The organism is Bacillus paranthracis (assembly GCF_001883995.1).
Classification (GTDB): domain Bacteria; phylum Bacillota; class Bacilli; order Bacillales; family Bacillaceae_G; genus Bacillus_A; species Bacillus_A paranthracis.
Genome location: NZ_MACE01000039.1, coordinates 20,296 through 33,275, shown reverse-complemented (window position 1 = coordinate 33,275; position 12,980 = coordinate 20,296). Strand labels below are relative to the sequence as shown.

Annotated in this window: 10 protein-coding genes; 6 read left to right on the top strand and 4 right to left on the bottom strand. The window is 36.1% G+C overall.

The window, feature by feature from the left end:
- Positions 1 to 120: 120 nt before the first annotated feature.
- Positions 121 to 963 (bottom strand): DegV family protein, encoded by an 843-nt coding sequence (locus BAQ46_RS15160; RefSeq protein ID WP_000844764.1) that lies wholly within the window; start codon positions 961 to 963, stop codon positions 121 to 123.
- A gap of 239 nt (positions 964 to 1,202) precedes the next feature.
- Here BAQ46_RS15160 and BAQ46_RS15155 point away from each other — a divergent pair, with 239 nt between their 5' ends.
- Both BAQ46_RS15155 and BAQ46_RS15150 read left to right on the top strand, forming a co-directional pair.
- Positions 1,203 to 1,838 carry a YigZ family protein gene (locus tag BAQ46_RS15155; protein ID WP_000926683.1) on the top strand — a complete coding sequence of 212 codons (636 nt, stop codon included), beginning with the start codon at positions 1,203 to 1,205 and terminating at the stop codon, positions 1,836 to 1,838.
- Positions 1,839 to 1,912: 74 nt separating this feature from the next.
- Positions 1,913 to 3,046: an LCP family protein gene (locus BAQ46_RS15150; protein WP_000392770.1), complete on the top strand. Its 1,134-nt coding sequence runs from the start codon at positions 1,913 to 1,915 to the stop codon at positions 3,044 to 3,046.
- 33 nt (positions 3,047 to 3,079) lie between these two features.
- On the opposite strand, the gene wecB is transcribed toward BAQ46_RS15150, so the two are convergent.
- Complete coding sequence (gene wecB, locus BAQ46_RS15145; RefSeq protein ID WP_000140134.1) at positions 3,080 to 4,195, bottom strand: non-hydrolyzing UDP-N-acetylglucosamine 2-epimerase; 1,116 nt, start codon at positions 4,193 to 4,195, stop codon at positions 3,080 to 3,082.
- A gap of 74 nt (positions 4,196 to 4,269) precedes the next feature.
- A complete protein-coding gene (locus BAQ46_RS15140) occupies positions 4,270 to 5,640 on the bottom strand; it encodes a UDP-glucose dehydrogenase family protein (RefSeq protein WP_000287649.1) in 1,371 nt (456 codons plus the stop codon).
- Between the two features lie 488 nt (positions 5,641 to 6,128).
- On the opposite strand from BAQ46_RS15140, the gene BAQ46_RS15135 reads away from it, so the two are divergent.
- The 3 genes from BAQ46_RS15135 (at position 6,129) to BAQ46_RS15125 (ending at position 10,920) form a co-directional block, all read left to right on the top strand.
- Positions 6,129 to 7,202, top strand: coding sequence for a UDP-N-acetylglucosamine--undecaprenyl-phosphate N-acetylglucosaminephosphotransferase TagO (locus BAQ46_RS15135; protein WP_000378309.1), 1,074 nt, complete (start codon positions 6,129 to 6,131; stop codon positions 7,200 to 7,202).
- Positions 7,203 to 7,402: 200 nt separating this feature from the next.
- A complete protein-coding gene (locus BAQ46_RS15130) occupies positions 7,403 to 8,140 on the top strand; it encodes a polysaccharide deacetylase family protein (protein ID WP_000597163.1) in 738 nt (245 codons plus the stop codon).
- A 104-nt stretch (positions 8,141 to 8,244) separates the two neighbouring features.
- Positions 8,245 to 10,920, top strand: coding sequence for a sigma-54-dependent transcriptional regulator (locus BAQ46_RS15125; protein WP_046198054.1), 2,676 nt, complete (start codon positions 8,245 to 8,247; stop codon positions 10,918 to 10,920).
- 257 nt (positions 10,921 to 11,177) lie between these two features.
- Here BAQ46_RS15125 and exsM read toward each other — a convergent pair whose 3' ends face one another.
- Positions 11,178 to 11,591 carry an exosporium regulatory protein ExsM gene (gene exsM / locus BAQ46_RS15120; protein ID WP_000207029.1) on the bottom strand — a complete coding sequence of 138 codons (414 nt, stop codon included), beginning with the start codon at positions 11,589 to 11,591 and terminating at the stop codon, positions 11,178 to 11,180.
- Positions 11,592 to 11,780: 189 nt separating this feature from the next.
- Here exsM and BAQ46_RS15115 point away from each other — a divergent pair, with 189 nt between their 5' ends.
- A complete protein-coding gene (locus BAQ46_RS15115; protein ID WP_000429773.1) occupies positions 11,781 to 12,962 on the top strand; it encodes a chromate transporter in 1,182 nt (393 codons plus the stop codon).
- The last annotated feature ends 18 nt before the right edge of the window (positions 12,963 to 12,980 follow it).

Below are 12,980 nucleotides of genomic sequence, written 5' to 3'. Positions count from 1 at the left end.
AAACTTTCCTCGTTATTTTATTTTTCGTACATTTTACCATTTCCAAATATTAACTTGTCAACTTCACGTAAAATATCCGTAAAAAAACCCTCTTCCGAAAGAGAGCTTTTTATATCTTTATTACTTCGTATACCATCCAAGACCTAGTGCACCTTCACCTAAATGCGTTCCAATTACAGCACCGAAATAACCTGTACGGATTGTAACATGAGGATATTTTGCTTCTAATTCTGCCTTCCATTCATTCGCTTCCTCTTCACGTTGTGCATGAATGATAACTGCTTCCATAGGTACACCTTTACTTGCTTGCTCATCAAAAATTTCAATGATACGTTTTAACGCTTTTTTACGCGTACGAATCTTTTCAAACGGGATAATGATTTTGTCTCTAAAATATAAAACCGGCTTTACTTGTAACAGACTACCGATGAAAGCTTGCGCACTATTTAATCGGCCTCCACGTTGTAAATGGTGTAAATCATCTACTACAAAATAAGCGTCCATCGTTTTCTTCATTTCATCAAAACGGGCGATAATCTCTTTTGGATCCTTCCCTTCGCTTGCTAGCTTTGCACCTTCACGCACGTAGAATCCTTGTACTTCACAACTAATTTCAGAGTCGTACGTATATACATCAATACCCTCTACCATTTGACCAGCTGTCGTTGAAGTTTGATATGTACCACTAATCCCACTTGAAAGATGAATGCTAATAACTGCATCATAATCCTTAGATAATTCTTCATATAGCTCAACAAACTTTCCGATTGCTGGTTGAGAAGTTTTTGGAAGTTCTTCTTGCTCACGTACTTTTACATAAAAATCATCTGCTGAAATTTCAGCTTCTTCTTGATAAGATTCCGTTCCAAACACAACGTTTAATGGAATCATATATATATTGAGTTCATCACGAATATGCTTCGGTATATATGCTGTACTATCAGTAACAATAGCTGTTTTCATTTTCGTACCTGCCTTATAAAAAAGTTTTTATTTCCTAATTTTACACGAAAACTAAAAATGGTGCATCCATACATGAAAATGCGGGTTTGAAATTATACTCATCATCTCGACAAATTACAACAAAAAGGTAAAACACTCACCAAAAATTTCAGCTTATTTATAAAAAATGTTTGAATATAAAAACGCCCGCTTTTAAAATGTAAAGTACTAGTCATTTTGATGGATAGGAGCGTATACAAGTGTTATTACAATATTTAACAATAAAAGACTACGGTGAACACGAAATTGTTATTCAAAAATCAAGATTCATCTGTTATGTTAGTCGTGCTACAACCGAAGAAGAGGCTCAAGAATTCATACAAAAAATCAAAAAACAAAACTGGAATGCAACACATAATTGTTCTGCTTATTTAATTGGCGAACAAGATCAAATTCAAAAAGCAAATGATGATGGTGAACCTAGCGGTACAGCTGGCGTACCTATGTTAGAGGTACTAAAAAAACGCGGTTTAAAAGATACCGTCGTTGTCGTTACCCGCTATTTTGGTGGCATCAAACTGGGCGCTGGTGGATTAATTCGCGCATATGGAAAATGTACAAGCGAAGGCATTAATCATGTCGGTGTTGTCGAGCGAAAATTAATGCGTGTTATGCAGACCGAAATTGATTACACATTACTTGGTAAAATTGAAAATGAATTACGCAATTCAAAATATGCCATTAAAGATATACATTACCTCGAAAATGTCACATTTGATACGTATGTAGAAGAAGATGGAAAACAACCATTCACGGATTGGATGATTGAATTAACAAATGGGAAATGTACAATTACAGAAGGAGATATGTTGTACTTAGAACAAGATGTTATCTAAGAATAAATACTGTATCGCCTTTAAAGATTAATGTAGTGAATTACTTTCCTACAAATGAACTAAGGAGATTATATATGGAAGAACGTTATTATCATCTCCAAAATAGCAGAATAAAAAAGAAACGAAGAAGAAAGTTTTTCTACTTCCTTATTTTCTTATTTTTATTTGGTAGTGTAGGACTTTATATATTAAATTCCTACTCTTCTCTCATGGGGATGTATAGTGGTTTTACTCGTGAAAAATCGGATTTGAGAACCGAAGATGTAGAAATTACAAAGGAGCCTTTTACACTCCTTATTATGGGTATAGAAGATTATGCAACAGACGGCCAAAATGGTCGTACAGATTCATTAATGTTTGCGACAGTCAATCCGAAAACGCAAAAGATTTCGCTTATGAGTATTCCTCGGGATAGTCGCGTTCCAATTGTCGGAAAGAATAAAGAGGACAAAATTAACGCTGCGCATGCTTACGGCGGAGAAGAAATGGCAATCAAAACTGTCGAAGGTTTTCTAAAAGTGCCTGTCGACCATTATCTTAAAATTGATTTCCAAGGCTTTAAAGGTATTGTTGATGCTGTTGGCGGTGTTACTGTTGATGTCCCCTTCGATTTTTGGGAGCGTTCAGACGTGGATTACTACAAAAAAATCGAATTTAAGCAAGGACAACAAGAATTAAATGGTGAAGAAGCACTCGCTTACGTTCGTATGCGAAAGCAAGATCCGAATGGTGACTATGGCCGGGCTGCTAGACAAAGACAATTACTAGCTGCTGTTGCTCAAAAACTAAATTCCACCTCTACCGTATTTAAAATTAAAGATTTGACAGCAGTCGTTGGAAAATATATAAAAACTGACATTCCTATTTCTGATGGCCTTGCTCTTTACAAGAAACTTTCTGGGTTTGATCCTTCCACAATACAAACACTCAAACTTGAAGGAGAAGACAAAAAAATAGGTGGTATTTATTACTTCCTTCCAGATCCAAACGGTGTTGAGGCAGTACGTAACGAAATTAAAAAAGAACTAGGAGAAAAGGTAACCACGCAAGAAAATTCAACAACAAAAACGGAATCCACTCCTTCTTCAAATTCGAACTCTAACGAGAAAGCAAAGAAAGAAACGAATCAGAATCAGAACAAAACACCAACTGATCCCCCTCCTTCTACGAATGCTCATGCAGAGTGGATTATGAGAAATCAGCAATAAAACAGCCAAATCGCATGCGATTTGGCTGTTTTTTTATTTATTAAAATGTTTTAAGATTGCTTCTACAATACGCTCTGATGCACGGCCATCACCGTACGGATTAGATGCTTTTGACATCTTATCATGAGCTTCTTTGTCTGATAACAACTCATCAGCAAGACTAAAGATTGTCTCTTCGTCTGTTCCCGCTAATTTCAACGTACCTGCTTCAATACCTTCTGGACGCTCTGTTGTATCACGAAGAACAAGAACCGGTACACCTAATGACGGAGCTTCCTCTTGTACACCACCAGAATCAGTTAGCATTAAGTATGAACGAGCTGCAACATTGTGGAAATCAATTACATCTAGCGGCTCAATTAAATGAATGCGGCCATGATCGCCTAAAATATCATTTGCAGTTTCACGAACAACAGGGTTCATATGAACAGGATACACAACTTGTACGTCTTCATGCTTATCAACAAGACGCTTAATTGCACGGAACATATTACGCATTGGCTCTCCTAGGTTTTCACGACGGTGAGCTGTCATAAGTACAAGACGATCACTTCCAAGTTTCTCTAGTACAGGATGACTATATGTTTCTTTTACAGTCGTTTTTAGTGCGTCAATCGCTGTATTTCCTGTTATGAAAATACGTGATTCATCTTTATTTTCTTTCTGTAAGTTCGTCGCTGATTTTGCTGTAGGTGAGAAATGAAGATCTGCCATTACACCTGTTAATTGACGATTCATCTCTTCTGGGTATGGAGAATATTTATCCCATGTACGAAGTCCTGCCTCGACATGACCTACTGGAATTTGATTATAGAAAGCAGCTAAGCTTGCGATAAACGTTGTCGTCGTATCACCATGTACAAGTACGATATCCGGCTTTGCTTCTTTCATTACTTTATCCAAACCTTCTAAACCACGCGTTGTAATATCGATTAAAGTTTGGCGATCCTTCATAATATTCAAATCGAAATCTGGTGTAATTCCAAAGATACTTAATACTTGGTCTAACATTTGACGATGTTGTGCTGTTACAGTCACAATCGATTCAATTTTCTCTGGATGCTTTTGCAACTCTAATACAAGAGGTGCCATTTTAATTGCTTCTGGACGTGTCCCGAAAATTGTCATTACTTTTAAACGTTCAGTCATTTCATTGCCTCTTTTCTTTCACTAGTTACAAATCCTATTATGACATATAAGAATATACATGAATACATACCTTTTTAACGAATAACGGAAAAATCCCTCTTATGAATACTTTCTCTTCCAACAGAATAATAATCTATTCCTTGTTTCTTAACATCCTCATTAGTATAACAATTTCTTCCATCAAATAAAATAGGTTCTCTCATAAGTTGTACGTACTTTCCTAACGGATACGTTCGGATAGCCTCCCATTCTGTCACGATAAAAGCCGCACTCGCTCCTCTAATCGATTCATCTATACATTCGCTATATTGTATAGCCTCTCCAAAGATATTTTTCATATTTTGAATCGCCTTCGGGTCATATAGCACTATGTCTGCACCTATATTCATTAATTCTTGTATCATAATAAGGGACGGTGCGTCTCTTATATCATCTGTATTCGGTTTAAATGCTGCTCCCAGCACTGCAATTCGCTTCTTGTTCATATTTATTACTTTCTTCGCTTTCTCAATCAATAATAGCTGTTGTTTATTATTTACTTCAATGACGGCTTTTAACAAACGAAAATCATGTGCCACATTCCCTGCAATTTGCACAAGCGCTTTCGTATCTTTCGGAAAACACGATCCCCCGTAACCAATGCCCGCATTTAAAAAAGACGACCCAATTCTCTTATCCATTCCCATTCCTTTTGCAACATCTAATACATTAGCTCCTACCTTCTCACATATATTTGAAATTTCATTGATAAAACTAATTTTTGTCGCTAAAAAGGCATTCGATGCGTATTTAATCATCTCTGCACTTTTTATATCTGTAACATACGTTTGCAAATGTAATTTACTATATAAATTCTCAACTTTTCGCGCCGCTTCCTCATTATCAGCTCCAATTACAATACGATCTCCCTGAAAAAAATCGTAAATCCCTGAACCCTCCCGTAAAAATTCGGGATTCGATACAATATGTAATTCATGCCTATTTTGTAATGTCTCCTCAATCCATCCCCTCATAGCACCATTCGTCCCTACAGGAACAGTACTTTTTGTAACAACAATAATGTCTTTAGTCGCATATGTTCCAATATCAAAACATGCATTTTGAATATATGTTAAATCTGCTGTCCCATCTAATAACGATGGCGTTCCAACTGCAATAAATATAAATTCTGCATCATGAAATGCTTCTTCTTTACTTGTTGTAAAAGTTAAACGATTATTCTCACACGCATCATGTATTAATTCATATAAGCCAACTTCATAAATAGGCAGATCCCCTTGTTTTATCCGTTCAATTTTCTCATCATTTATATCAAAACATGTAACCGAATGTCCCAATACTGCCAATCCTACTCCTGTAATCAATCCAACGTATCCGGTACCTATTATCGTAATTTTCATTTCCTTTTCGCACAGGAATATACAATAGAAAATATACGAATACATAGAATTTCCCCTGTGCTTCCCCCTCTCACATTAAAAATGAGAAAACTTTTTTACTTCTTTATTATATGAATTGCTTTCTTCATTCTTTTTTAAGTTTTTGTAAAATTAAATATTGTCCATAAAACAAATAGAAATTTTACCGAGATTAAAGCTGCACGTTCAGACTTGAAAATTCCCACATTTTAACACGGAACTTACTCATTTCTACGTGTAACACTTATAATATTGAAATAAAATTATTCGCTATTAAAGAGAAAGAGAAAATGTCATATTCCAAAGCCCAATACGATTAACCTTCTCAAACGATTCAACATTCTGTATACCATTGTCATATATTCTATCTGCTTCCATTTACCATAAAACGAAAAAAAGATTGAATTCTAATCTTTTTGTGATACCATATGTTATGAGCCTGTAAATAAACATCATAATTTTCAGATAAATATATTAAAAAAAATTACGTTAGACTATAAAAGGGTGGGGTATTAATGGACTCACAAGTGATTTATGCCATTTTGGCATCTTTCATCACTGTACTCGTCGTTACTCCTTTAGTTATTAAGTTAGCTTTTAAAATAGGAGCAACAGATAAGCCAAACGCGCGTAAAGTGCACCAAAAGATTATGCCTCGTCTTGGCGGGTTAGCAATATTTATTGGTGTGGCTGTTGGATTTGTTGTCGGTGGCTTATATGAACAAAGAATGTTATCGATAACGCTAGGTGCGATTATCATTGTAATCATCGGTATTTTAGATGATATGTACGAGTTATCTGCGAAGGTAAAATTCGGTGGACAACTATTAGTTGCCATTATGATTGTAAAAAGTGGATTATTAGTGCAAGTATTATATATTCCAATCCTCGGGGATACTGAACTTGGATGGCTTGCTTACCCAATTACAGTATTTTGGATTGTAGGTATTACAAATGCAATCAACTTAATTGACGGCTTAGATGGATTATCCGCTGGTATTTCATCTATCGTACTGGCAACGCTAGCATACATGGCCTTCACTAGCCCATGGGGTACTGGAACGGCTATCATTTTACCGCTAGCACTAATTGCACTTGCAAGTACAATTGGATTTTTATTCTACAACTTCCATCCAGCAAAAATTTTCATGGGAGATACAGGAGCACTATTTTTAGGATACTGTATTTCTGTTATATCGTTACTTGGATTATACAAAAGTGTAACGTTATTCAGCTTTATCGTTCCAGTTATCATTTTAGGCGTACCTGTATTTGATACGGCATTTGCAATTATCCGTCGTATCGTAAATAAAAAACCTATTTCAGCACCAGATAAATCGCATTTACATCACCGTTTACTTGCAATGGGCTTCTCACATCGCAAAACGGTACTAATTATATACGCGTTTGGTATCTTCTTTAGCGTAAATGCTATTATTTTTACTAGTGCAACATTATGGTTATCCATTATTCTTCTTTTCGTTTTAATCTTCTTTACAGAAATTATTGCTGAAGTAATTGGACTTGTACATGAACGTTACAAACCACTTATTTCCTTTTATAAAAAAGTGAAAAAACGCGAAGACTAATTGTAGTATAGCCTTTACTATTATGAAATATTCAAATAGCATCCTCTTTCTTATAAGAGGATGCTATTTTTTATTCATTATTTTACATTTCCAAAATATAGCTTGTTTGAGAGTTCCACTATTGGAGAAAGATATACATAATAAGAAAAGGATTATATTTTCTTTTTTACATCTTGATTGTCAAACTGAGGGTGAATGTTATGATCAAGCGAGTATTTCAATACATTATTTTATTTTTAACGATTACTATGTACGCGTCATCTCATGCAGGAGCGACTACCATTCCCCCTGCTGAACATCATCCAAATACCGAAACTACCTCTTCTACCAAAAAAATCGCGTACTTAACATTTGATGACGGACCAAACAAATATACTACGCAAATTTTAAACATCTTAAAAGAAAAGAACGGAAAAGCAACTTTCTTTGTTATTGGTGGAAAAGTGCCACATTATAAAAAGACAATGCAACGATTAATTAAAGACGGACATTATATCGGGCTTCACAGTATGTCACATGATGTAAAACGCCTTTACACCGGTGATCCATCTGCTTTAATTACAGAGATGGAACAAACACAAAGCATCGTTCAGCAAGTTACAAAATTAAATTCACATCTCGTTCGTGTCCCGTATGGTAGCATGCCTTATTTAAAAAAAAATTACCGTGATGCACTTGTATCAGCCCAGTATAAAATGTGGGATTGGACAATCGATACATACGACTGGAAAAGCTATGATAACCCTTCTGCCATACTAGAAAGGGTACGTAATCAGAGCGATGAACAAGTCGAAGTAATTTTAATGCATGATTCGAGTGTAACCGTACAAATACTGCCACAAGTAATTGATTACTTACAGTCACAAGGATACAAGCTTCTTCCCTATAATCCATCTTCTCATCTCGAAGTAAACTTTTGGAAAGACACAAGATTGTAACAGCTTTAGTGCCTATGTGCTAAAGCTGTTTTATTTTTCTCTTCCCACCCTTCCCATTTTTGTGTAAAATTTTAAATAGTGATGAAGTTTCGAGGTGAATAGAAATGAAACGAATAGATCTCATTTTTAACGCAATACAAAAAAGCAATTATACAGAAGGTGTAACTGCATCAGAACTCGCTACCCTGTTGCAGCTAGATCGAGCCAATGTAAGTAGCGACTTAAACAAACTCGTAAAAGATAAACGTTTATTAAAAACAAATACGCGTCCTGTTCGTTTTTATATAGAAACGAACACTTCGTTGGAAACGCATTCAAAAGAAGCAACTTCATTAGATACATTTGCAGTTGAAAATACGAGCCTTAAAATCGCAATCGAAAAAGCGAAAGCTTCTATTCTCTATCCTCCAAACGGTATGCATACTTTACTGCTCGGAGAAACAGGCGTCGGAAAATCCATGTTTGCTTCTTTAATGCACGAATATGCAATTGAAGTTGAACAGCTTCCTAAAAATGCACCATTTATCGTCTTTAACTGTGCTGATTATGCAAACAACCCACAGCTACTACTCGGGCAATTATTTGGGATTAAAAAAGGAGCGTATACAGGGGCAAGTGATCAAAAAGGGTTAATTGAAAAAGCACATGAAGGGATCCTTTTCTTAGATGAGGTACATCGCCTTCCTCCAGAGGGACAAGAAATGCTTTTCACCTTTATTGACCGCGGAGTATATCGCCGCCTTGGAGAAACAGAAAACGAACGTAAAGCACAAGTATTGATCATTACTGCAACAACAGAAGAACCAAATTCATTTTTATTAAAAACATTTACAAGACGTATACCAATGACTGTCACGCTGCCACCACTTCGTGAGCGTACACATAAAGAACGTTTTGCTTTACTGCAACTATTTTTCACAAATGAAGCAATTCGCTTGCGAAAAGAAATTCACGTTAGCCCGAATGCAATGCGTGCTTTCGTCTTTTACAATTGTCCTAATAACATCGGCCAATTAAAAACGGATGTACAAATTGCCTGTGCGAAAGCCTATTCTGACTTCGTGACAAAGAAACGTGATTCTGTCTATGTTTCAAGCACAGACTTACCTTGGTATATGAAAGAAGGACTATTCATTGAAAGAAAGAGCCGTCATCTATACCAAATACCGAATGAAACATTTATATTTACAGGTGATGAAGGTTGGAGTAATCATAAAATAGAAAATGAAAAACAGTCTTCTATTTACGATTATATTGACTATAAATATGAAGAACTTCAAGCTCGTGGTATTGAAGAGGAAGAATTAGAATTACTAATAGAAAATGATATTCAAAGCTTTTTCGTACAATATTTTAACCAAATGTCAAAAAAGACAAGTCATGAAAATGTTTTTAAAATTGTAGATCGTAATATCGTTTCCGTTTGTGAAAAAATTGCTGAACTTGCTGAAAAACATTTATCCAAAACGTTCGATGAAAAAGTATTTCTCGCTTTAAGTTTACATGTACAGACAACTCTACAACGTTTACAGGCCGGAAAACAAATTCATCACCCGCAATTAAATCAAATTCGTACGAAATATAAAGAAGCTTTTTCCGTAGCTATGCAATGCATTCAACTACTGGAAGACGAATTACAAATAACAATGCCTATCGATGAAGCAGGCTTTTTAACAATGTTCTTCGTTGTTGATCCAATTCCTGCCTCACAAACAGAAGTAAAAGTATTAATATTAGCGCACGGCAACGGCATAGCAACAGAAATGGCAAACGTCGCAAATGAACTGCTCGGCATTGACGAAGTAACCGGTATCGATATGCCGTTACATGAATCGCCGAAAGATTTCTTAGAGCGTGTGAAAGTGTATATGAAAACACTCCAAAATGTAAACGGGCTTCTCTTACTCGTTGATATGGGATCTCTCGCTTATATTGGTGATATATTAGAAACTGAGTTCAAAATTCCAGTGCGTGTTCTTTCCATGACAAGCACTCCACATGCACTAGAAGCGGCTCGAAAAGCTCAGCTTGGCTACTCGTTAGATGCATTATATGAAACGGTGAAGAACTTAACACCGTTTTACTTAAACGTACAAGAAGAAAAGAAAAAACCACTATCACCAATGAAATCTGTTATTTTGACAGCTTGTTTAACTGGGGAAGGCAGTGCTTTAGCTATTCAAAAAATGTTGGAGAACTATTTGCGATTTGACAAAGACTTAATTGAAATCATTCCGATTAGTATCGTCCATGAAAAAGATTTAACGAAAATGATTGAGAACATAAAAAAAGAGCGGAATATCATTTGTATTGTTACGAATTTTGATGTGCAAGTGCCATGCTTAACGTATCATTTCCAAGACATTGTAAACTACACAGCGATTCAGCCAATTCAAGAATTAATTACGTATGAAGAAACATATGCAAAAATGGCTGATATCCTGGAACAACAAATGCAGCGTAACGACGGAGCATTACTTATCAAAACAATTCGTTACGCATTAAATACAATTCAAGAATTAATTTCCTTACAGCTAACTCCTGACAGTTTAATGGGTGTTATTCTGCATATGAGCTGTATGGTTGACCGTCTTCAAAAGGGAGAAAGCCTTCTCCCTCATCCAGATAAAGAGAAACGAAGACAAGATGAATACTGGATGTATATGAAAGTAAAAAAGGCATTGCAGCCAATTGAAAATACATTTGAAATACAAATACCTGATGACGAAGTGTTTTATGTTATGGACTTCTTCATTAAAAATCAGCCTCTAAAAAATTAATCGTGGCAGTTTTTTAGTATATCGATCTTAACTCAGATTTTATCAGCGATTTTCAAAATATATCAGCGCAACTCGAGTTTTATCAGCGATTTTCAAAATATATCAGCGCAACTCAGGTTTTATCGGCGATTTTCAAAATATATCAGCGCAACTCGAGTTTTATCAGCGATTTTTCTAATATATCGATTTACCGTCAATAATCGCTAAAATTCGCACCTTATAACAGAAAAGGCTGTTCAATATGAACAGCCTTTTTGCTACTTCTTTACTTTCCTAATTCTCCCCCTTATTTCACCCTTCTTATGGGACTTCGTATAAACATTTACATATACATTCGCCTGAATAATTTCTTGCAGTAAGCTATCAAACGCTCGCCCCTGTAAAGGCCCTTCAAAATCCCCCACATTAACTACACCAGTGACGACTCCTTCATTAACACTAATACCTTGCTTTAATGGACCAAATAAACTTAAAACAATTGGACCAATTTGATTTGCTTTCCCTAAATGAATTTGGCATGATGTAACTTTTTCGATGTTTTTCAATATGACCCGATATTGCAACTTCTTTAAATCCTCACTAAATATAAACTCTGCTACGCCATAAGCTTCTGTATTTACAGGAGGTATTTCCCTCTTACCTGTTAACCTCGCAAAGAAATGTGTTGTCATACGGGCATTCTCCTTATATAAATTTCCCAGCACTACTTCTACTACTTTATGGTTTATACATAATCATTTATGACTTTTTCAAGTGTTAATTACGAAGAAAAGATTCACATAATCTTTACACTAGAATCGTTCCTTTTTCTTTACTACCTCTTGTATAATGCACTTAGAAAAACATTCTAGGAGGTCGTTTTGGAAAATAACAAATACACTTTTCACACATTATTAGAGATTTTTCTCGTCTCATTTAAATTAGGACTTACTTCGTTTGGTGGCCCCGTCGCCCATCTCGGCTATTTCCACCACGAATATGTACAAAAAAGAAAATGGATGGATGAACGAATCTATGGAGATTTAGTAGCACTATGTCAATTCCTCCCTGGTCCTGCTAGCAGCCAAGTCGGTATGGGCGTTGGATTATTAAGAGGCGGGGTATTCGGAGCTATTATTTCATGGATTGGGTTCACTTTACCGTCTGTGCTTGTTTTAGTTTTCTTCGCCTCATTCCTTAATCAGTTCGACCTTGGAAGTACTGGCTGGATTCATGGGCTAAAACTTGTAGCAGTCGCTATTGTCGCTCATGCAATATGGGGAATGGCGCAAAAATTAACGCCAGACCGAAATCGTGCGACGATTGCAATTGCAACTGCCTCAATCGCCCTATTATGGCCAAGTAGCTGGACACAAGTCACTCTCATTATCATATCTGGCTTTATCGGCTGGCTTTTATATCGCAACGAACCAATTAGTCAATCTCAACATATAAAAGTACCTATTTCAAAAAAGATAGCAGTTTCTTGTCTCGTCTTATTCTTCGGACTATTACTACTGCTACCAATATTAAGACCGTTCTCTTATTACATCGCTTTATTTGATAGTTTCTATCGCTCTGGCGCACTTGTATTTGGAGGCGGACACGTCGTCCTCCCCCTTCTTGAAGGTGAGTTCGTACAAAACGGAATGATGACGAAAGAACAATTCCTAGCTGGATACGGATTAACACAAGCAATGCCAGGACCACTATTTACATTCGCCTCTTATATAGGAGCAGTGTTAAACGGGACGCTTGGTGCCATACTTGCAACAATTGCGATCTTTCTTCCTGCTTTCTTACTCGTTATTGGTGTTTTACCCTTTTGGGACAGTGTGAGAAAAATATCTTTCATACAAGGCGCACTACTTGGAGTCAATGCGGCCGTTGTCGGTATTTTATTAGCAGCTTTTTATGACCCGATTTGGACAAGCACGATTATGAACGCTGTAGATTTTGTTTTTGCATCTCTTCTATTTTGCTTGCTCGCTTTTTGGAAAACACCACCTTGGGTTATCGTTATACTTGGAGCCTTTGGCGGATATATTCTATCCATTTTGTAAATAAAAAAAGACGGCATA

Excerpts from the sequence above, each read along its gene's own strand:
- BAQ46_RS15125 (WP_046198054.1), top strand. The coding sequence starts at position 8,245 with ATGAAACGAATAGATCTCATTTTTAACGCAATACAAAAAAGCAATTAT.
- wecB (WP_000140134.1), bottom strand. The coding sequence starts at position 4,195 with ATGACTGAACGTTTAAAAGTAATGACAATTTTCGGGACACGTCCAGAA.
- BAQ46_RS15160 (WP_000844764.1), bottom strand. The coding sequence starts at position 963 with ATGAAAACAGCTATTGTTACTGATAGTACAGCATATATACCGAAGCAT.
- BAQ46_RS15150 (WP_000392770.1), top strand. The coding sequence starts at position 1,913 with ATGGAAGAACGTTATTATCATCTCCAAAATAGCAGAATAAAAAAGAAA.
- BAQ46_RS15135 (WP_000378309.1), top strand. The coding sequence starts at position 6,129 with ATGGACTCACAAGTGATTTATGCCATTTTGGCATCTTTCATCACTGTA.
- BAQ46_RS15140 (WP_000287649.1), bottom strand. The coding sequence starts at position 5,640 with ATGTATTCGTATATTTTCTATTGTATATTCCTGTGCGAAAAGGAAATG.
- BAQ46_RS15130 (WP_000597163.1), top strand. The coding sequence starts at position 7,403 with ATGATCAAGCGAGTATTTCAATACATTATTTTATTTTTAACGATTACT.
- exsM (WP_000207029.1), bottom strand. The coding sequence starts at position 11,591 with ATGACAACACATTTCTTTGCGAGGTTAACAGGTAAGAGGGAAATACCT.